The sequence below is a fragment of the Streptomyces griseorubiginosus genome (assembly GCF_017614965.1).
In the GTDB taxonomy this organism is placed as follows: Bacteria; Actinomycetota; Actinomycetes; order Streptomycetales; family Streptomycetaceae; genus Streptomyces; species Streptomyces griseorubiginosus_B.
Window position 1 is genome coordinate 17094 of record NZ_WVUG01000031.1, and the last position, 19134, is coordinate 36227.

The window sequence follows — 19134 nt, forward strand, 5'->3', positions numbered from 1 at the left end:
CCTCAGCCGAGGTGCACCGACCAGTCCTGTTCGGCGGCGGGCTTGCCGTGCAGGTCGGGGACCTGCCTCAGCCACGCGGGGCGTCCACGCTGGTTCCTCGCCGTGCGCAGGGCCTCCTCGGCGGCGAGTTCCTCCCGGCTCGGGAAGTCGGTGGGCAGCCACTGCCCCGAGGCGCGCACGCGCGCGTGGAGGTACGTCACGTACGCCTCGCGCGCCTCGTCGGGCGTGGCGTGGTCGGTGAGCCAGTCGTCGGGGACCTCTCCGACGACGCGGCGCAGCAGGTCCTCGGTCACCTTGGGCGCGAGTTCGGCGTCGGCGGCGCGGACGTCGGGGCCGTAGTGGCCGAGGGCGTGATGGCGGAAGTCGTACGCCTTCGCGGGGTCGGTGGCGTCCCAGCGGTGGTGGAAGACGAGGGCGGCGCCGTGGTCGATCAGCCACAGGTGCGCGGGTACGGTGCCGAGCGTCGGCCAGACCATCAGGTTGGAGCTGTGGACGGTCCGGTCGACGTTGACGGTGAGGGCGTCGAGCCAGACGATCCGGCCCGCCTCCAGGGGGTCCACGGGGAAGTGCTTCGCGACCTCGGGCGTGAAGTCCCGGGCGCCCGGCAGATAGTCCATGCCGAGGTTGACGCCGGCGCTGGCCCGGTGCAGGTCCCGCACCTCCTGGTGCGGTTCGTCGGAGGCGATCGCGGGGTCGAAGCGCACCAGCACGAGTTCGGGAAAGCGCAGGCCGAGCGCCCGCGCCAGCTCACCCACGATCACCTCGGCGACCAGCGCCTTGCGGCCCTGCGCGGAGCCGGTGAACTTCACGACGTAGGTGCCCAGGTCGTCGGCCTCGAAGACTCCGGGCACGGAGCCGCCGGACCGCAGGGGCGTGAGATAACGGGTCGCGGTGACCTCAGACAGCATCCTGGCAGGTTACCCGGCGGTGCCCGGCGCGGGACGGGCCACGTCAGGCCGTGACGCCCTGGGGGAACCGGAACAGGCCGTGGGGGTCGTACTTCTTCTTGACCCGGACCAGCCGGTTCGCGTTCTCGGCGTAGTAGGCGGCCATGTGGTCGGTGAGGCCGGGGTCGATGTAGTTCTGGTACGACTCGCCGTTCGAGTAAGGGTCCATGGCCCTGAAGCCGCGGTCGGCCCAGTCGCGGGCGGAGGTCAGGCTGTCCTCGTCAGTGGGGCCGACGGCGATGGACGCGTTGTAGGTGAGCAGGTAGAGGCTGTCGCGGTGCACATAGGCGGTGTCCGTACGTCTGCGCGCGTTGGCGGCACCGCCGAGCGCGGTCGCCCGCAGCTGACGCAGCTGGCCGCTCCTGCGGTCGGTGTCGTACACGGCGAGCAGCTGGGACCAGGCGGTGCGCGCGAGGGGTGAGGTGAACAGCCGGCTGCGGGCGTCGGCCCAGGCGGTGCGGGGCAGCTGCGCGTCGGCACCGGTGCCGGTGCGGTGGCACTGGGCGACGGTGTAGGACGAGCAGCCGTAGGCGATCATCAGGGCGGACTCGTACGACATCAGTGAGGCGAACTGGGACGCGGGCGGGGCGCCGACGGCGTCCGCGAGACGGGCCGCCTCCCGGTTGAGCTGGTCCAGTCCGCCGAGGCCCAGCAGGATCACCTGGACCTGGGGGGCGGCGGCGGGGTCGGTCATGTTGACCTCGGCGAGACCGCCCACCGTCGAGGGAGCGCCGGCCAGCCACCGGGCCCAGCCGTTCATGACGTCCACGGCCTGGTCGTAGGTCCAGTTGACGAAGGCCACCGCGATCTCGGTGACCGGGTTGGTGGTGACGGTGTACGAGGTCACCACGCCGAAGTTGCCGCCGCCACCGCCGCGCAGCGCCCAGTACAGGTCGGGGTGGTCGGCGGCGGAGGCGGTGACGCGGCGGCCGTCGGCGAGCACGACCTGGGCCGAGGTGACCGTGTCGCAGGCCATGCCGACCGTGCGGGTCTGCGGTCCCAGGCCGCCGCCCTGCAGGAAGCCGCCGGCGCGGACCGTCGGGCAGTACCCGCCGGCGATCGCGAGGCCGGCCGCGCCGAGGGTGTGGGTGATGTCGACCATCTGGGCGCCCGGGCCCAGGGTGACCGTGCCGGAGCCGGCCACGATCGAGTCCAGCCGGGACACGTCGACGACGAGGCCCGTGGAGGTGGAGTAGCCGCCCGCGCTGTGGCCGCCGCTGCGCACGGCCGTCGCCAGGGAGTTGTCGGCGGCGAAGCGCAGGCAGAGCGCCACGTCGGCGGGGCTCTCGCAGTAGGCGACCGCGCTCGGGTGCACCGAGTCGAACTGGATCTGGTCCAGCTGCCTGGCCTGGTCGTAGGCGGCGTCGCCGGGCAGGACCAGGTCGCCTCGTAGATGGGCGCGGAGGCTGTCCCAGCGGACCGCGGCGCGGGCCGGCCCGGCGGTGAGCATCGGGACGGCTGCCACGCCGAGGGACGCGGCCCCGGCGCGGAGAAGGGTGCGACGGCTGAGCACGGTTTCCCCCATGTGGTGTCGTGACGGCTGCGGTGGCCGGCCGATCGTGGAGCCGCCGCATGGGCGGAAAACTTGAATCCCCCTTGCAAGATCCGGTCAAGGTTCGCGCCCAGTGCGCCGGTCGAGAGTGGTGCCCCCGAAAGGAGGCAGACATGGCACGACAGCTCAGGGTGATCGTCGCGGGCGGCGGGATCGGCGGGCTCGCGACCGCGCTGGCGCTCCGCAAGGCCGGCATCGAGGTGGTCGTCCTGGAACGGGCGCTGCGGCTGCGGGCGGCGGGGTGCGGGGTGCACCTGTGGACCAACGCCGTGCTCGCGCTGCAGGACCTGGGCCTGGCCGACGCGCTGCACAAGGTCGGCAGGTCCCAGGTGCGCTGCGAGTTCCGCAACTGGAACGGGGGCGAGCTGGCCGTCTGGCCGGTCGAGGAGTTCGTGGACCGCCACGGGCAGCCGGTGGTGGCCATCGGCCGCGACGACCTGGTCGACATCCTCGCGGACGCCCTGGAGGCGGCGGCCCCGGACGCGGTACGCACGGACGCCGACGTCACCGGCTACCGGCAGGACCCGGACGGGGTGAGCGTACTGTTGGCCGACGGATCCGAGGTCCGCGGCGATGTGCTGATCGGCGCGGACGGGGTCAGATCACGGGTGCGTGCCCAGCTCCTCGGCGACACCCCGCCCGACTTCGCCGGCTACACGGCCTGGCGGGCGGCCGTACAGGTGGAACCCGGCTTCGTGCCGGAGGACTTCTTCCGCTGCATGTTCGGCAACGGCACCCGGTTCGTCTTCTACGCCATCGCGCCGGGCCGGCTGCACTGGATGAGCGTGGCGAACACCCGGCCGGGCGGCCGGGACGGCACCGATGTCAAGAACATGCTGCTGGCCCGGCACCGGGGCTGGATGGACCCGGTGGAAGAGATCATCGAACGGACGCCCCCAGAGGTGATCCTCCGCAACGACGTGGTGGACCGCCGTCCGGACAAGGTCTGGGGCGAGGGCAGGGTCACCCTGCTCGGTGACGCGGCGCACCCGATGAACTTCAACGTCGGACAGGGAGCCTGCCAGGCACTCGAGGACGCCCTGGTGCTGGCGCGCGCGCTCGCGACGACCGCCGACCCCACGGCCGCGCTGCGCGCCTACGAGGAGGAACGGCGGCCGCGGGTCCACTCCTTCCAGAAGGCCGCCCGCATGGTGGGCCGGGTCGGCAGCTGGGGCAACCCGCTCGCGGTCCGCGCCCGCACACTGCTCTACCGGGCGGTGTGGTCGGGTCCGGTCTGGAAGCAGGTGGACCGGGACATGGCGGCGGGCGCCCGCTGGGACGCCCCGCGGATCCCCGTCTAGGAACTCAGCTGAGCGGCGAAGAGCGGTTCGAGTCCGTTCAGCATCAGGGCCCTGGCCCGCTCGGTTCCGCCCTTGACCCGGCCGGCCATCGCCAGGGAGACACAGCCGTGCAGGAAGGCCCAGACGGTGTCGACCGCGCCGCCGGGATCGCCCAGCTCGGCGCCGCGCGCCTCCGCGATGCTCTGCAGGGCGATGCGGAAGGTCCGAAAGGCGGTCTTCGCCTCGGGCGGGGTCTCGGCGGTGCCGAAGGGCACGCCGTCCATGCCGTTCATCGCCTGGTAGAGCTCGGGTGAGGCGAACGCGAAGGCCCAGTACGCCTCGGCCATCGCGGCGAGCCGCTGCGGCGCCGGGGCCTCGGCGGCGGCCTCCAGCCGGGCGGTGAGTTCGCTGAAGCCGACCAGCATCAGCTCGACGAAGAGCGACTCCTTGCTGGAGAAGTACTGGTACAGGATCGGCGGGGTGTACTCCAGCTTGTGGGCGATGCGGCGGATGGTGACCGCGTTCCACCCCTCCTCGGCCGCGATGTCCCGCGCCGCCTCCAGCAGTCGCGCGCGCATCTGCTGACGCTCCCGTTCGCGGCGCGCTCTGCTGGCGCTCGGCTTCGGCTGCGCGAGCCCGGGTTTCGTCGTCACGTTCGTCCTTCCGTTGACAGCGGAATCCTATCGCCGATCTAATGTCTAACAATGATAGATTTCCTGACATCATTAAGGAGACAGGCGTGATCGTCGTCTTCGGCGGCACCGGCAAGGTCGGCCGCCAGATCGTGGACCAGCTCCGCAGCGACCGGCACCCGGTGCGCGTCGTCACCCGGACCCCCACCTCGGCGAAGTTCCCCCGGGACGTCGAGGTCGTCGCCGGTGATCTGCACGACCGGCACTCACTGGTGCGGGCCGTCACCGGCGCCCGGGCGGTCGTCTGCACCGTCCAGGGCGGCAACGGCAAGGGGGCGAGCGGCCCCCGCGGCATCGAGGGCAAGGGCGTCCCGACCCTGATCGACGTCGCCCGGGACGCCGCGGTCGACAACTTCGTCTACCTCTCGACCGCGAGCGCCCGCGCCGACAGCCCGGTGGAGTTCTTCCGCCTCAAGTTCGAGGCCGAGCGCACGCTGCGCGGCAGCGGGCTGCCGTTCTCGATCCTTCGGCCGACCCATCTGATGGACACCTGGGTGGAGATGCTCGCCGAGCCGATCGCCAAGAAGGGGAAGGCCATGGTGCTGGGCTCGGGCACCAACCCGGTCTCCTGGGTGGCCGGTACGGACGTCGCCCGGGTGGCCGCCGCACTGGCGCTGCGCGCGGGTGAGAACTTCTCCGCCGATCTCGGCGGCCCCGAGGCGCTGACCCTCGCCCAGGTCAACGAGCTCGTCGCCGCGTCGATGGGCACGCAGGTCAAGGGCGAGAACAAGATGCCGGTCGGCATGCTGCGGCCGATGAGCGCGCTGATGAAGCCGTTCAACCCGGTCCTGGCGCGGCAGATGCAGATGGGCGTGGTCCTCGACACCCAGCCGCAGGTCGTCGACTCGGGCGCGGTCTGGGCGAGGTACGGGCAGCCGCTGCCGCTCTCGGCGTGGCTGCAGCGTCACCGGCCCGGTGTCACGGAGGGCGTCTGATGTACGCCGCCATCGGCGCGTTCCTCGTCCGCCGGGCCCGGCTCGTGCTGGCCGTCTCCGGCGTCGCCCTGGTCGCGGCCGTCCTGCTGTCGGGCGGCGCGTTCACCAAGCTGCAGGGCGGCGGCTTCACCCCGGCGGGGGCCGAGTCGGTCGCCGCCCGGAAGCTGGTCGACCAGAAGTTCGGCGGTGACCCCAACCTGGTCCTGGTCGTCGAGGCCAGGTCCGGCACGGTCGACGCGCCGGAGGCCGGCGCGGCGGGCGCGAACCTCGCCGCCGCGCTGAAGGCCCGTCACGAACTGCGCAACGTGACCACGTACTGGTCCTCCAAGGCGCCCTCGCTCAAGTCGCCCGACGGACGGTACGCGCTGGTCCTCGCGCATGTCACGGGCACGGAGAACGAGCAGGACAAGACCGTCGGCGCCGTCGTCGACCACGACCTGAAGAAGGCCGGCGGCGCGGTGCTGGTACGGCCCGCGGGCCCGCTCGGCGTCAGCCACGAGATCAGTGTGAAGGTCAAGAAGGGGATCGCCCTCGCCGAGGGCATCGCGGTGCCGCTGACGCTGCTGCTGCTCCTCGTGGTGTTCGGAAGCCTGGTCTCGGCGCTGCTGCCACTGGTGATCGCGCTGCTGGCGGTGCTGGGCACGTTCGCGGAGCTGTCCGTCCTGGGTTCGGTCACCGACGTCAGCGTCTTCGCCACCAACCTCACCACGGCGATGGCGCTCGGCCTGGCGATCGACTACGCGCTGCTGAGCGTCAGCCGGTTCCGCGAGGAGCTGGCACGCGGGCGTGACGTGGCGGCCGCGGTGATCCGCACGGTGGAGACCGCCGGGCGGACGATCGTGTTCAGCGCGGCGGCCGTGGCGGCGGCGATGTGCGCGCTGCTGGTCTTCCAGTCGGTTTTCCTGCGCTCGCTCGCCTACGCGGGCATCGGACTGACGGTCGTCTCGGCGGTGGCCGCGGTGATCGTGCTGCCGGCGCTGCTGGCGGTGCTCGGTCACCGGGTCAACGCCGGCCGCATCCCCAAGGTCCGTTCGACGCGGATCGCGGCCTCCCGGCCGTGGGGCCGGCTGGCGGGAGCCGTCATGCGACGGCCGTTCGTCCTCGCCGCGCCGATCATCGCGGCCCTGGTGCTCCTGGCCCTGCCCGCGCTGCACATCTCCTTCGCCACACCCGACGACAGGATGCTGCCGACCTCGGCCGACAGCCGCCGGGCGAGCGAGGTGCTGCGCACATCGTTCGGCGGTGACACCACCGCCCGGATCAGCGCGGTCAGCCGGCGGCCGGTGGCCCGGGATCAGATCACGTCGTACGCCCGGCGGCTGTCCGAACTGCCGCACGTCGGACGGGTCGACAGCAGCGCGGGGCGGTTCGTCGCGGGCGCGCGGTCGGGCACCGGCGAGGCGGGCGGGCTGAGCGCGGCCGGCACCGAACAGGTGCTGATCACGCCGGCGTCCGGCGTCGGCCCCGAGTCCCGGGCAGCCCAGGACCTGGTCAAGGACGTCCGCGGGGTGGACTCGCCCGGGCACTTCCTGGTGGGCGGCACCACCGCGGAGCTGATCGACACCAAGGACGCCATGCGCTCCCGGCTGCCCCTGGCGGTCGGGCTGATCGTGCTGACCACGTTCGTGCTGCTCTTCCTCTTCACCGGCAGCCTCGTGCAGCCGCTGCGGGCACTGCTGCTGAACGCGCTCGGGCTCGCGAGCGTGCTCGGGCTGATGGTGCTCGTGTTCCAGGACGGACATCTGAGCGGGCTGCTGGACATCACCGCACGGCCGCTCGACACCTCGATGCCGGTGCTGCTGCTCTGCATCGCCTTCGGTCTGTCGATGGACTACGAGGTGTTCGTCATGAGCCGGATCGCCGAGTTGCGCAAGGGGGGCGCGAGCACCCGGGAGGCGGTGGTCGAGGGGCTCGGCAGGACGGGACGGATCGTCAGCACCGCGGCCGGGCTGATCGCCATCAGCTTCTTCGCCTGGGTGGTCAGCCCGCTGACCTTCGGCAAGTTCTTCGGCATCGGGACGGGCCTGGCCATCGTCCTGGACGCCACCGTCATGCGCGGTGTCCTGCTGCCCGCGTCGTTCCGGCTGCTGGGCGACGCCTCCTGGTACGCGCCCCGGTTCCTGCGCCGTGTGCACGACCGGTTCGGGTTGAGCGAGGCGGAGGAGGAGACCTCCTCCGCCCGCTCCTCCGTCACGGTGACAGGCTGAAGTCCTCGCCGAGGCCGGCCGGAACGCCCTGATGCGTTCCGGCCGGCCGCGCGACGGCGACCTCCTCGCGGAGGATCGCCTCGTGCGTACGGCGCAAGGAGGGCCCGGGCTCGGCGCCGATGGCCTCGACGATCCGCCGGCGGGCCACCGCGTACAGTTCGAGCGCCTCCATCGGCCGTCCCGCGGAGGACAACGCCAGCAGCAACTGCTCGATGATGGGTTCGGCGTACGGCTGCTCGGTCACGACCCTGCCGAACTCCTCGATCACGGTCAGCGGCCGGCCCAGCCGGAGTTCCGTGCCGGCCCATTCGCTCAGCGCCTCCAGCCGCCGGCGCTCGATCCATTCGCGGACCCGCCCGAACCAGGGGCCGCGCAGGTCGGCCAGCGGGGTGCCCCGCCACAGGGAGAGCGCCTGTCGTTGCAGACGGGCTCGCTCCTCTTCGTCGGTCACCCGCCGTGAGCGCGCCATGAGCCGCTCGAAGCGGTGCAGGTCCACCAGGTCCGGTTCGACGTCGAGCAGATAGCCGCCGCTCTGCCGGCGCAGCTCGATCTTCTCCCCCGAGCGGCGCTCCGCCGCCTCGAGGATCCGGCGCAGTCGGGTCACGTAGGTGTACAGGACGTTCCGCACCTCGCTGGGCGGGGAGTCGTCCCACACCCGAGCGACCAGAGCGTCCAGCATGACCGGACGGCGCACATCGATAATAAGCGGAACGAGAACACTCCTTTGCTTCAGCGGGCCGATTCCGATCACTTCTCCCGAGACTTCCAGTTCGACCGGCCCGAGAATCCGAAATTCCACTTGATCCCCCCGTGGATCAGTCGATCGATTACAGACTCGAGTCCATTATTGGCCGAAACAGAACCGGAAGGATTCGGTCACCTGTGGAAGTGACAGACTTCACAGAAAAGGTTTCAATTCTGTTATCCCCGGCTTACTGCTGACGGTAATTCCAATTCACTGGCCAACTTAAAGAAATACCCAGGCGCAAGTAAAGAATAGGGCCGGAAAAAAGAGTGTGCCCGGCCGTGGGCCGGGCACACTCTGCGGTTCTGCAAGAAGACCGGATCACACCCCGGTGTCGGCCGGCACCAACTCCACCGGCAGCGTCCAGGCGTGGCCTGCTCCCGCCGTGCCGCCCTCGGCCAGCAGAGCCCAGGGATCGGTGCCGTAGATCTCGCGGGCGGCGCCGCGCAGCCATACGTCGAAGGGCTCCTCGGAGCCCGACAGCCGCCGGCCGGCGGTGGCCGGATTCCGCGCCTCCACGTAGTGGACCACGCACTCCGCGTTGTCCTGCTGGAGCCAGAACGACTCGCGCACGATGCCCGCGCGCCGCCGGGACGCCTCGTATTCGGCCAGGCGGGGACCGGCGAGTTCGGCCTGGAGCTCGCGCCAGCGCTCGGCCCGGCCGGGCGGGACGGTCAGGATGTTCACCGCGGGTGCCGCCGCCGGCCCGGCGTTCGCGCCCGGACGCCCGGCACGCCCGCCGCGGTACAGCCGCCGCATACCGAGCTGGGCGAGCATGTCGGACTCGACGCCGATGCCCCAGCGCTCGGCGATCAGCCCGTCCACCAGCCGCCACACCACGACGCCCCGCGACTCCATCCGCCGCCCGGTCGGCGCCATGCCGAGGAAGTCGCCGAGGTGGGTGCCGCGCCAGGTGTTGTGGATCACGACGTGGTCGGCATGGGCGCTCATGTCCTCGATGGTCACGTGCAGATCGGGAAATCCCGCGCGCAGGCCCGCGATGGTGTACTTGACGCCCGGCCGGCCCTCGGGAGCGCCGGGCAGCGGCTGGTGGTCGATCATGTCCTCGCGGTAGATCTCGTCGACGACCGAGAAGACGCCTTTGTTGACGAATTCGTCGAACACCCTCCGGATGATCTTCTTGTTCCGCTCCGCAGCAGAATCGTCGGTCGGCATGGTGATCCCTTCTATCGATGAACGGCGACAAGTCTTGGCGGGGCCTGTGGGCCGTCTTCTTGAACGATCCTTGACGGCGCCGGAAGGGGAGGCCACCGGCCAGGTCACCCGCCGAGGGACAGCACGAGCTTGCCCCGGGTGTGCCCCTCGCGGAGCAGTTGCTGCGCCTGCGCGGCCTGTTCCAGCGGGAACGTCCGGGCCACCTCCACCGCAAGTTCCCGCTTCGCGGCGAGGCGAGCGAGCTCCGTGAGGTCCGCGGCGTCCGGGCGGGCGAAGAGGTAGGAACCGCCCAGCTCCGTCACCCTGGGTTCCACCAGTGAGACCAACCGCCCTCCGGGGCGCAGCAGTTCACGCGAGGCCCGCAGCGCCCGGCGGCCCACCGCGTCCAGCACGGCGTCCACCCCCTCCGGGGCGAGCTGCCGTACCCGCTCGGCCAGGGCGCCGGCGTGAGCCACCGGCCGGACCCCGAGGGCGCGCAGGAAGTCGTGGTTGTGCTCACCGGCGGTGCCGATCACCTCCGCGCCCCGCAGGCGGGCGAGCTGCACCGCGAACAGACCCACCCCGCCTGCGGCGGCGTGCACCAGGACCGTCTCCCCCCGCCGCACCCGGAGCCGGTGCACCACGCTCTGGTAGGCGGCCAGTCCGGCCAGCGGCAGGGCGGCGGCCTCCTCCCAGGTCAGCGCGGACGGCTTGCGGACCAGGGTGCGGGCGGGCGCGACGACGAGTTCCGCGAAGGTGCCGCAGCGCACGACGTCCTGCCACACGTATCCCAGCACCTCGTCCCCGGGGGCGAACTCCGTGACGGAGACACCGACCCGCTCCACCGTGCCGGCGACGTCGAAGCCGCCCACGACAGGGAAGACGGCGTCCGCCATCGGGGCGAGCAGCCCTTCCCTGGCCTTCCAGTCGAGCGGGTTCACCGCCGCCGCCCGGGTAGCCACCAGCACACCGTGCGGTCCCAGCGTCGGTTCCGGCAGTTCGTCGAACTCCAGGACCTCCGGACCGCCGAACCGGCGGAAATAGACGGCCTTCACCCTGTGCCTCCCTTTGCGAGCGTGCGCGTGCGTTCCGTACCGGATCGCAGAGTGGCCGAGGGAGGTTGGCCGTCACCTTGAATGCTTCTTGACGGCACGCGGGGTCAGGCGCGTCAAGACTCATTCAAGCAGTCCGCCCAGAAGTCCGGCGCAGCGTGTGAACGCGCGGAAACCGCTGCGCACCGGTAATTCGAGAAGGACGGACGCATGAAGCTCCCGAGTACGGCCCCGCCCGCCGCGGCGCGCACCACGCGGGCTTTCCGGCCGGTGCTCGCCATGTTCCCCGGCCAGGGTTCGCAACGCCCGGGCATGGCCCGGGACCTGGTACGGCACCATGGCTCCGTCGCCGTGCCGCTCCTGGAGCGGGCCGAACGCGCGCTCGGTCTGCCGCTGACCGAGATCTGCACCTCGGGCACCGCCGAGGAACTCGCGGCCACCGACGTCACCCAGCCCGCGCTGGTCGCCACGTCCCTCGTGGTGTACGAGGTGCTGCGCCACGAGGGCGGGTTCGCGCCCGGCGCGGTGACGGGGCACAGCCTCGGCGAGTACCCCGCCCTTGTCGCCGCCGGAGTGCTCGACCCGCTCGACGCGCTGCGCCTCGTGCAGGTCCGGGGCCGGCTCATGGCCGGCGTCTGCGAACGCACCCCCGGCGGCATGGCGGCGGTCATCGGCCTGGACGCGGCAAAGGTCGAGGCCGCGTGCCGGGACGCCTCCGCGCACGGCCTGGTGGAGGTCGCCAACTACAACGAGCGGGGCCAGACCGTCGTCTCCGGCGAGGCCCCGGCCGTCGCCGCGGCCTGCGAGCTGGCCCGCGCGCGCGGTGCCGAGCGCACGGTCGCGCTGCCGGTCGGCGCGCCCTTCCACTGCTCGCTCATGGCCGGCCTGGAGGACGAGTTCGCGGCCGAGCTGAGCCGGTTCCGCTTCAGCGATCCGCACACCCCGGTGCTGAGTTCCGTGACCGGCGAGTGGATCGGGTCCGGCGAGCACGCCCGCGAACTGCTGCGGCGCCAACTGGCCTCCCCCGTGCGGTGGGTGGACGTCCTGCACACCGCACGGGCCGACGGGTTCACCGACTTCGTGGAGGTCGGACCGGGGCGCGTGCTCAGCGCGCTCACCCGGCGCACCCTCCCCGAGGCCACGGTCCGCAGCACCAACGACGCACGACGCGTCGCCGCACTGATCGACGAGACATCACACCGAGAGAAGGACATCCGATGACGCTTGCCACCACCGACCTGCTGCCCGTCGTCCAGGACGCGGTCGCCGAAGCCCTCGGCATCGACGCCGAGGAGGTCCAGCCGGACGCCACCCTGCTGGGTGATCTCGGGGCCGAGTCGATCGACCTGCTCGACATCCTGTTCCGCATCGAGCGGGTCTCCAAGATCAAGATCACCGTGAACGACATCGGGGACCTGCTCCAGGGCGGCATCCCGGACGAGGAGTTCGGTGACGAGAACGAGGTCGTCAACGACACCGGCCTGACCCACCTGGAGAAGGTGCTGCCGCAGTTCGACCGCAGCCAGTTGACCGAACCGCTCACGGCCGACGGTGTGCTCGGCCTGTTCACCGTCCAGAACCTCCTCGACCTGCTCGCCGACCGGGCGGCCGCCGCAGATGCCGCCTGAGATCCTCGTCGGCACCGACCTCGTGGCCGTCGAGCGCGTGCACCGGCTGCTCAGCGAGCAGCCGGAGGTCGCCGGCCGGGTCTTCACCGACCGCGAGCTGTCCTACTGCGCCGCGCGCCGCAGCCGCCGCTCCGAGCACCTCGCGGGCCGGTTCGCCGCCAAGGAGGCGGTGTTCAAGGCCCTGGGCGGGGCGCCCGCCATGGCCGACTGGACGGACGTCGAGGTGGTCAACCAGGCCAGCGGCAGACCCTCGCTGCGCCTGCACGGCCGGGCGGCCTCGGTCGCCCGGCGGCGGCACATGCGGCACGCCGAGGTCACGCTGTCGCACGCCGCCGGCCTCGCCATCGCGCACGTGCTGCTCGTCTGCGACCCGGGTCCCGGCCCGGACACGACCGAGAACGGTGGAACACATGTCCCTGGATGATCGTGCGGCGCTGGTCACCGGCGCCTCCCGAGGCATCGGCCGTGCGGTCGCCCTGGCCCTCGCGGCCCGGGGCGCCTCGGTGGCCGTCAACTACCGCTCCCGCAAGGAGGAGGCGGCGTCCGTCGTACGGGAGATCGAGGAGGCCGGCGGGCGCGCGGTCGCGCTGCACGCCGACGTCGGCGACCCGGCGGCCGCCCGCGGGCTCGTCGAGGACGCCACCGGCGCGCTCGGCGGCCTGCACATCCTGGTCAACAACGCGGGCATCACCCGCAACGGCCTGATCTGGGACGTGCCGGGCGACGCCTGGCTGGACGTCATGCGCGTGAACCTCGGCGGCGCGTATCACTGCACGGCAGCCGTGGCCCGGCACTTCATGGGCCAGCGGGACGGGACAATCGTCAACGTCTCCTCCGTCATGGGGCTCGGCGGCTGGATCGGCCAGTCCAACTACGCCGCGTCGAAAGGGGCGTTGAACGCGTTCACCCGCAGCACGGCGATCGAACTCGCCCGCTTCGGCGTACGGGTGAACGCCGTGGCCGCCGGCATCGTGCCCACCGAACTCGTCGACGACGTCCTCGCCAAGGACGGCGGCAGGGGCATCCGCCGGCAGGTGCCCCTGCGCGCCTTCGCCACGCCGGAGGACGTCGCCTCGGTCGTCGCCTTCCTGGCCGGTCCCGAGTCGTCGTACGTGACCGGCGAGGTGGTCCGTGTCGACGGCGGCCTCGCCGCGCAGCTGGGCATGGGCCGGCCGTAGCCGGGAGGAGGAGAGGAGAGACCATGCGATTCCATCTCATCGACCGCATCGAGTCCTGGGAGCCGGACCGGCACATCACGGCCCGCAAGGTGACCTCGGTGACGGAGACGACCTGGCGGCCGGGCCCCGACGGCCCCGAACTGCCCTTCGGCCTCGCCCTGGAGGCGCTGTGCCAGACCGGGAGCTGGCTGTTCCTGCTCAGCACCGGCCACCGGCGGCGCGCCGCGCTGCTCGGCGTCGACCAGGTCACCGAGTACGGCAGGGTGCGCCCCGGCGACACGCTGCGGATGTCCGCCGACGTGGTGGGCCGGCACGAGGAGGCGGCCGTCCTGGACGGCACGGTGTCGGTCGACGGCCGGCCGGTCCTGCGGGCCGAGGGCATCATGTGCGCGCTGATCGACGCCGAACGGCTCGACGACCCCGCGGACACCGCGCGGATGGCCGAGGCCCTGCTGGGCGGGAGGCCGGTGTAGATGAAACGCGTGGTCATCACCGGCGCGGGAGCCGTCACTCCGCTCGGCAACGACGCCCCGTCGACCTGGCGTTCCCTGTGCGCCGGCCGGTCGGGCGTGGGTCCGTTCACACTGTTCGACGCCTCGTCCTTCCCGGTGCGCATCGCCGCGCAGGTGCGCGACTTCGACGTCCGCGCCGCCATCCCGGCCGGCCTCGGTCCCGGCCGGCTGGGCCGCGCCGGCCGGTTCGGGGTGGCGGCGGCGCTGGAGGCGCTGCGGGACGCGGGGACGGAGCCCGGCACCTACACCGCCGAGGCGTGCGGGGTGGCGCTGGGCGCGAGCGTGGGCCGGCCGGATCTGCAGTTCCTGGCGGACATCGGGGTGCTGCGCCGGCGTACGGGCCGTCCGGACGCCTTCCTGCGGCAGCCGCCGCGGCAGGTCCTGGCGGACAACCAGAACCTGGCGCTGAGCGTCGTCGCCCAGGCACTCGACGCCCGAGGTCCGGCGATCGGCACCAGTACGGCCTGCTCCGGCTCGGGGCACGCCATCGGGGAGGCGTACCGCTGCATCCAGGAGGGGGACGCCGAGCTGATGGTGGCGGGCGGACACGACTCGCTGACCACCTGGTGCGACCTGCTCGGCTTCAGCCTGCTGGGCGCCATGACCAGCGAGTGGAACGACGATCCCGAGCGCGCCTCCCGTCCCTTCGACGCCGACCGCTCCGGCTTCGTCGTCGGCGAGGGCGGGGTGGCGTTCGTCCTGGAGGAACGGGAGCGGGCCCTGGAGCGCGGCGCCCGGGTGCTGGCCGAGCTGGTGGGCTACGGCTCCACGCTCAACGCCTGGCGCATCACCGACTCACCGCCCGACGGATCGGGCGCCGTCCAGGCCATGGAGGCGGCGATCGCCGAGTCCGGGCTCGGTCCCACCGCGATCGACTACGTCGTGGCGCACGGCACCGGCACCCCGGGCAACGACCTCTCGGAGACCGTGGCGATCAAGAAGGTGTTCGGCGACCACGCGCACCGTCTGGTGATCAGCTCGCCGAAGTCCATGGCGGGCCACCTCACGGCGGCCGGCGCGGGGCTCAACCTGCTGGCGGCGATCGGTGCCATACGGGAGTCGGTGGTGCCGCCCACCGTCAACCTCGACACCCCCGACCGGCGCCTGGACCTGGACTACGTCCCGCGGCGGGCCCGGAACAGGCGGGTGACGGCCGCGCTCGTCAACGCCTTCGCCTTCGGCGGCACCAACACCGGCCTGATCGTCGCAGAGCACCGGGAGGACACATGACCGACCTCACGACCGCCCCGCCGGCCGCGGTGTCCGACCGCGGATTCGACCGGGTGCTTCAGTTCGAAGCCGGCAGTCACGCCGTGGCCGTGCGCAACGTCCCCGGCACGCACGCGTGGTTCGCCACGCACTTCCCCCGCCGGCCCGTCCTTCCGGGCGTACTGCTCCTGGAGGACCTCGCGGAACTCGCCGCGCTGGTCTGCGCGGACGGTGCGCGGGAGTGGCGGCTGAGCGGTGTGCGCACGATGCGGTTCCGGCACTTCGTCGGCCCGGGCGACCAGGTGGAACTCCGGGTCCGGGTGACCGGCGCGGGCGCCGACTCCCGGGACCTGCGGGCCGAGGCCCGCGTCGACGGACGTACCGTCGCCACCGCGCGCCGGCTGACCCTCACCCGTCGGGAGGCGCCGTGAAGCGCCGGGTCGTCATCACCGGGATCGGGCTGCTGACCGCGCTGGGCGAGGGCGCCGCCGCCACCTGGGACGGGCTGCTCGCGGGACGCAGCGGCATCGGCCCGCTGCGCGGCTACGACCCCGCGCCGCTGCGCACCCGTATGGGCGCACAGATCGCGGACTTCCGGCCGGAGCGGTTCATCCACCGCCGGTCGCTGCGCATGCTGTGCCGGGGCGACCAGCTCGGCGTCGCCGGGGCGTCCCTGGCCCTCGACGACGCCGGGCTCGGCGGCGAAGAGGAACTCGGCTACCGGACCGGACTCTTCCTCGGCAGCGGCAAGGACATGCCCCGCATGGACGCGCTGGCCGACGGCCTCGCCTCCGTCACCGGACCCGACGGCACCGTCGACCTGGACACGCTGGGCCGGACCGCGTCCTCGGTGCTGGCACCCCTGTTCTACGTCGAGGGGCTCCAGCCGGCCGCGGTGTTCCACGTCTCCAGCCGACACGGCATCCGCGGGGCCAACGACTTCTTCGCCGGGACCGCGGACGCCGGCTCGTTCGCCATCGGCCGCGCCATGCGGGCGATCCGCAGGGGCGAGGCGGACGTGGCCGTCGCCGGCGGCTACGACGAGCCCACCTCGTGGTGGACGATGTCGAAGATGGACGGGCTCGGTGTGCTCACCGGCCGCAACGAGCTGGGTGAGCGCGCCTTCCGGCCCTTCGACCGGGACCACGACGGTTCGGTCTTCGGCGAGGGCGCGGCGCTGCTCGTCCTGGAGGAACAGGAGCACGCGCTCGCCCGCGGCGCCCGCGTCTACGCGGAGATCGACGGGTTCGGCGCGGGCACCGACTGCGTACGGCCGCCGAGTTCGCACCCTGGGGGCCGCGGGCTCGCCCGGGCCGTCGGCCACGCCCTCGCGGACGCGGAGCGTGAGCCGGTGACGGACTTCGTCGCCGCGCACGGCTGCGCCACCGTCCAGGGCGACACCAGCGAGATCGCCGCACTGAAGGACGCCCTGGGCGACACCGCCAAGGCGGCCGCGATCACCAGTGTGAAGCCGCAGACCGGCCATCTGGTCGGTGCCGCCGGAGCGTTGAACACCGCGGTGGCGGCGCTCGCGCTCCATCACGGAACCATCCCCGCCACCCTCAACCTCGAGGAACCGGCGCCGGGTTGCGACCTCGACTGCGTCCGCGGGACTCCGCGCGACGCCTCTCCCCGTACGGCGCTCGCGCTCGCCCGCGGGCTGGAGGGCCAGGCCGTGGCCCTGTCACTGCGCAGGTTCCCGGAAGGACGGACCGAATGAAGACGACGAAGCGTGTGGTGGTCACCGCCATGGGCGCGGTGACCTCCCAGGGCGCCGGTGTCGAGGCCCTGTGGCACGGGGTCCGGGCCGGGAAGGTGGCGATCGACCGGGTCCGCGGCCTGCCGACGGAGGGCTGCGCCACCGACATCGGCGGCGAGGTGACCGCGCCGCTGCCGCCGGCCGGCTACGACTACCGGGCCGACCTCGGCGCCCGCGGGCACGAGCGCGCGGTCGACCTGGCGTTGGCCGCCGCACATGAGGCGATGTCCGCGCACGGTCTGCCGGACCTGCCCGCGGAGCAGTGGGGCGTGGCGATCGGCAGCTGCAACGGCGGTACGCGCAGCGCGGAGCGGGTGCTGCGGCGGGCCGGCCGGAAGCCGCTGACCGTGGACGACGCGCGGGAGCTGCTGCTGCTCTCCCCGCACACCATCGCCGAGATCCTGGCCTCCGCCTTCGGTCTGAAGGGGCCTGTGCTCTCGGTGAACACCGCCTGCGCCTCGGGCGCCCACGCCCTGGCGCACGCCGTGGAGGCCATCAGGGCGGGTCGGGCGCAGGCCTTTCTCGTCGGCGGCACGGACGCCTTCACCGAGACCGCCTACGCGGGCTTCTCCAGTCTCCAGTCGCTCTCCCGGCGCCCGGCGGCGCCCTACTCACGCCACCGCGACGGCCTGTCGCTGGGTGAGGGCAGCGGCATGCTGGTGCTGGCGGAGGAGTCCGTGGCCCGTACCGCCGGCGCCCCGGTCCTCGCCGAACTGCTCGGCTACGGCCTGTCAGCGGACGGCCACCACGCCACCGCGCCGCACCCGCGGGGCGCGGGCGCCGCCCGCGCCATCCGCGGCGCGCTGCGCACCTCGGGGCTGACGGTGGAGGACGTGCCGTACATCAACGGGCACGGCACCGGCACCCCGAAGAACGACTCCGCCGAGAGCAACGCCGTGCGCGCCGCGCTCGGGCAGGCGGCCGAGAAGGTCGCGCTCAGCAGCGTGAAGTCGATGATCGGGCATCTGCTGGGCGCGGCCGGCGCGGTGGAGGCGATCGTGACGGTGTCCGCCCTGGAGGAGCAACTCGCCCCGCCCACGGCCGGGTTCACCGAACCCGATCCGCGCTGCGGTCTGGACGCCGTGCCCGGGAACGCCCGGCCGATGACCATGGACGTGGCGCTGTCGAACAACTTCGCCTTCGCGGGCGCCAACGCGGCCGTGGCGTTCTCCCGTCCCGGCGCGCGCGCCGCGCTGCCCGCCACGCCGTGGGAGGAGCGGGTGGTGGTCACCGGCATCGGCGTGCTCACCCCCTCGGGCGGCTCGCCGGAGGAGCTGTGGCGGGCCTTCCGCTCGGGTGCCCTCGCGGGCGTCCGGGAGAACGGGCTGCGGCTGGCCCGGCTGGACGTCGATCCGGGCTCCTCGATGGCGCCCGGCGAGCGGCGCCGGGTGGACCGGCTCGGCCGGCTGGCCATCGTCTCCAGCCGCCGGGCGCTCGAGGACGCCCGGCTGACGCCGGACGAACGCGTCGGTGTCGTGCTGGGCAGCGGCCTCGGGCCGATGCGCAGCACCGAGGACTTCCTGCGGCCGGTGCTGGAGGAGGGGGCGGCCGCGGGCAACCCGGCCATCTTCCCCAACACGGTCTACAACGCGGCCGCCGGCCAGATCGCCATGGCCCTCGGCGCCAAGGGGCCCACCTCCACCGCGGCCGCGGCGCACGCGGCAGGCGCCTCCGCGCTGTCCATCGCGCACGACATGCTGCGCACCGGCACCGCGGACGCGGTGCTGTGCCCGGCCGTCGACGACCTGACCGACACCGCGGCCGAGGCGTACCGCAGGCTGCCGCTGACCGGCGGACCCTCCGGACGGCACTACGGCCTGGCCGAGGGCGGCATCACGCTGGTTCTGGAGCGCGAGTCCTCGGCCAGGGCCCGGGGCGCCCTGGTCCTCGGTGAGCTCCTGGGCCACGGCACGGCGTACGACGCCGCGGGCGCGGGCCGCTGGGACCCGCGGGGCGACGGGCTCTACCGGGCGATGCGCAAGGCGTTGGCGGACGCCGGCACCGGGCCCGAGGAGCTCACGGCCGTGTGGGCCAACGCCGCCGGGATCCCCGCGGTCGACCGCCCGGAGGAGCGGGCGCTGCGCCGCCTTGGGACGCGGGCCGAGGTACTGACCCCCAAGCGGGTCCTGGGCGAACCGGTGGGAGCGGGCGCCCATCTGGGCGTCGCCCTGGCCGTGGAGGAACGGCGGCGCGGCGGCGCGGCCGGTCCCGTACTGATCAACAGCTCGTCGCTCGGGGGCACGCACATCGCCCTCGTCCTGCGTCCCGGAACGGAGTTCTGAG

The 19134-nt window shown here is 72.9% G+C and carries 18 protein-coding genes; 12 read left to right on the top strand and 6 right to left on the bottom strand.

Going from position 1 to position 19134, the window contains the following annotated elements:
- Positions 1 to 2: 2 nt before the first annotated feature.
- Positions 3 to 908, bottom strand: coding sequence for a HipA family kinase (locus GRC12_RS09050; RefSeq protein WP_133041761.1), 906 nt, complete (start codon positions 906 to 908; stop codon positions 3 to 5).
- Positions 909 to 951: 43 nt separating this feature from the next.
- Positions 952 to 2460 carry an FAD-binding oxidoreductase gene (locus GRC12_RS09055; RefSeq protein WP_208778663.1) on the bottom strand — a complete coding sequence of 503 codons (1509 nt, stop codon included), beginning with the start codon at positions 2458 to 2460 and terminating at the stop codon, positions 952 to 954.
- 152 nt (positions 2461 to 2612) lie between these two features.
- Here GRC12_RS09055 and GRC12_RS09060 point away from each other — a divergent pair, with 152 nt between their 5' ends.
- Positions 2613 to 3800, top strand: a complete 1188-nt coding sequence (locus tag GRC12_RS09060; RefSeq protein ID WP_208778664.1) for an FAD-dependent monooxygenase — start codon at positions 2613 to 2615, stop codon at positions 3798 to 3800.
- On the opposite strand, the gene GRC12_RS09065 is transcribed toward GRC12_RS09060, so the two are convergent.
- Complete coding sequence (locus tag GRC12_RS09065; RefSeq protein ID WP_208778665.1) at positions 3797 to 4432, bottom strand: TetR/AcrR family transcriptional regulator; 636 nt, start codon at positions 4430 to 4432, stop codon at positions 3797 to 3799. The two genes, GRC12_RS09060 and GRC12_RS09065, sit on opposite strands and share 4 nt — an antisense overlap.
- A gap of 86 nt (positions 4433 to 4518) precedes the next feature.
- On the opposite strand from GRC12_RS09065, the gene GRC12_RS09070 reads away from it, so the two are divergent.
- Both GRC12_RS09070 and GRC12_RS09075 read left to right on the top strand, forming a co-directional pair.
- Positions 4519 to 5406 carry an SDR family oxidoreductase gene (locus GRC12_RS09070; protein ID WP_208778666.1) on the top strand — a complete coding sequence of 296 codons (888 nt, stop codon included), beginning with the start codon at positions 4519 to 4521 and terminating at the stop codon, positions 5404 to 5406.
- Positions 5406 to 7613 carry an MMPL family transporter gene (locus tag GRC12_RS09075; RefSeq protein WP_208778667.1) on the top strand — a complete coding sequence of 736 codons (2208 nt, stop codon included), beginning with the start codon at positions 5406 to 5408 and terminating at the stop codon, positions 7611 to 7613. Before GRC12_RS09070 ends, GRC12_RS09075 begins: the two co-directional genes overlap by 1 nt.
- Here GRC12_RS09075 and GRC12_RS09080 read toward each other — a convergent pair.
- The 3 genes from GRC12_RS09080 to GRC12_RS09090 all read right to left on the bottom strand — a co-directional run bounded on the left by GRC12_RS09080 (position 7597) and on the right by GRC12_RS09090 (position 10568).
- Positions 7597 to 8412 carry an AfsR/SARP family transcriptional regulator gene (locus GRC12_RS09080; RefSeq protein WP_308286508.1) on the bottom strand — a complete coding sequence of 272 codons (816 nt, stop codon included), beginning with the start codon at positions 8410 to 8412 and terminating at the stop codon, positions 7597 to 7599. The genes GRC12_RS09075 and GRC12_RS09080 overlap by 17 nt on opposite strands.
- A 267-nt stretch (positions 8413 to 8679) precedes the next feature.
- A complete protein-coding gene (locus GRC12_RS09085) occupies positions 8680 to 9534 on the bottom strand; it encodes an ester cyclase (protein WP_208778669.1) in 855 nt (284 codons plus the stop codon).
- 104 nt (positions 9535 to 9638) lie between these two features.
- Positions 9639 to 10568, bottom strand: a complete 930-nt coding sequence (locus GRC12_RS09090; RefSeq protein WP_208778670.1) for an NADP-dependent oxidoreductase — start codon at positions 10566 to 10568, stop codon at positions 9639 to 9641.
- Positions 10569 to 10775: 207 nt separating this feature from the next.
- On the opposite strand from GRC12_RS09090, the gene fabD reads away from it, so the two are divergent.
- From fabD to GRC12_RS09135, 9 genes are read left to right on the top strand one after another with little or no spacing between them, the layout of a single operon-like run.
- The gene (gene fabD / locus GRC12_RS09095) at positions 10776 to 11786 is read left to right on the top strand and encodes an ACP S-malonyltransferase (protein ID WP_244372464.1); all 1011 of its coding nucleotides are present in this window, start codon (positions 10776 to 10778) and stop codon (positions 11784 to 11786) included.
- Complete coding sequence (locus GRC12_RS09100; RefSeq protein ID WP_208778671.1) at positions 11783 to 12193, top strand: acyl carrier protein; 411 nt, start codon at positions 11783 to 11785, stop codon at positions 12191 to 12193. The genes fabD and GRC12_RS09100 overlap by 4 nt, the downstream gene beginning before the upstream one ends.
- A complete protein-coding gene (gene acpS, locus GRC12_RS09105) occupies positions 12183 to 12617 on the top strand; it encodes a holo-ACP synthase (RefSeq protein ID WP_208778672.1) in 435 nt (144 codons plus the stop codon). Before GRC12_RS09100 ends, acpS begins: the two co-directional genes overlap by 11 nt.
- Positions 12604 to 13371, top strand: coding sequence for an SDR family NAD(P)-dependent oxidoreductase (locus GRC12_RS09110; RefSeq protein ID WP_208778673.1), 768 nt, complete (start codon positions 12604 to 12606; stop codon positions 13369 to 13371). Before acpS ends, GRC12_RS09110 begins: the two co-directional genes overlap by 14 nt.
- Positions 13372 to 13394: 23 nt before the next feature.
- Positions 13395 to 13844 (top strand): 3-hydroxylacyl-ACP dehydratase, encoded by a 450-nt coding sequence (locus GRC12_RS09115; protein ID WP_208778674.1) that lies wholly within the window; start codon positions 13395 to 13397, stop codon positions 13842 to 13844.
- Entirely contained in the window at positions 13845 to 15113 is a 1269-nt protein-coding gene (locus GRC12_RS09120) for a beta-ketoacyl-[acyl-carrier-protein] synthase family protein (RefSeq protein ID WP_208778675.1), read from the top strand.
- Positions 15110 to 15523 carry a 3-hydroxyacyl-ACP dehydratase FabZ family protein gene (locus tag GRC12_RS09125; RefSeq protein WP_208778676.1) on the top strand — a complete coding sequence of 138 codons (414 nt, stop codon included), beginning with the start codon at positions 15110 to 15112 and terminating at the stop codon, positions 15521 to 15523. The genes GRC12_RS09120 and GRC12_RS09125 overlap by 4 nt, the downstream gene beginning before the upstream one ends.
- Entirely contained in the window at positions 15520 to 16812 is a 1293-nt protein-coding gene (locus GRC12_RS46680) for a beta-ketoacyl-[acyl-carrier-protein] synthase family protein (RefSeq protein WP_208778677.1), read from the top strand. The genes GRC12_RS09125 and GRC12_RS46680 overlap by 4 nt, the downstream gene beginning before the upstream one ends.
- Positions 16809 to 19133, top strand: coding sequence for a beta-ketoacyl-[acyl-carrier-protein] synthase family protein (locus GRC12_RS09135; RefSeq protein WP_208778678.1), 2325 nt, complete (start codon positions 16809 to 16811; stop codon positions 19131 to 19133). Before GRC12_RS46680 ends, GRC12_RS09135 begins: the two co-directional genes overlap by 4 nt.
- Position 19134: the final 1 nt, after the last annotated feature.

Bases quoted from the DNA above. Each gene is read 5' to 3' on its own strand.
- GRC12_RS09050 (WP_133041761.1), bottom strand. From the start codon at position 908: ATGCTGTCTGAGGTCACCGCGACCCGTTATCTCACGCCCCTGCGGTCC.
- GRC12_RS09060 (WP_208778664.1), top strand. From the start codon at position 2,613: ATGGCACGACAGCTCAGGGTGATCGTCGCGGGCGGCGGGATCGGCGGG.
- GRC12_RS09075 (WP_208778667.1), top strand. From the start codon at position 5,406: ATGTACGCCGCCATCGGCGCGTTCCTCGTCCGCCGGGCCCGGCTCGTG.
- GRC12_RS09085 (WP_208778669.1), bottom strand. From the start codon at position 9,534: ATGCCGACCGACGATTCTGCTGCGGAGCGGAACAAGAAGATCATCCGG.
- fabD (WP_244372464.1), top strand. From the start codon at position 10,776: ATGAAGCTCCCGAGTACGGCCCCGCCCGCCGCGGCGCGCACCACGCGG.
- GRC12_RS09100 (WP_208778671.1), top strand. From the start codon at position 11,783: ATGACGCTTGCCACCACCGACCTGCTGCCCGTCGTCCAGGACGCGGTC.
- acpS (WP_208778672.1), top strand. From the start codon at position 12,183: ATGCCGCCTGAGATCCTCGTCGGCACCGACCTCGTGGCCGTCGAGCGC.
- GRC12_RS09110 (WP_208778673.1), top strand. From the start codon at position 12,604: ATGTCCCTGGATGATCGTGCGGCGCTGGTCACCGGCGCCTCCCGAGGC.
- GRC12_RS09115 (WP_208778674.1), top strand. From the start codon at position 13,395: ATGCGATTCCATCTCATCGACCGCATCGAGTCCTGGGAGCCGGACCGG.
- GRC12_RS09120 (WP_208778675.1), top strand. From the start codon at position 13,845: ATGAAACGCGTGGTCATCACCGGCGCGGGAGCCGTCACTCCGCTCGGC.
- GRC12_RS09125 (WP_208778676.1), top strand. From the start codon at position 15,110: ATGACCGACCTCACGACCGCCCCGCCGGCCGCGGTGTCCGACCGCGGA.
- GRC12_RS09135 (WP_208778678.1), top strand. From the start codon at position 16,809: ATGAAGACGACGAAGCGTGTGGTGGTCACCGCCATGGGCGCGGTGACC.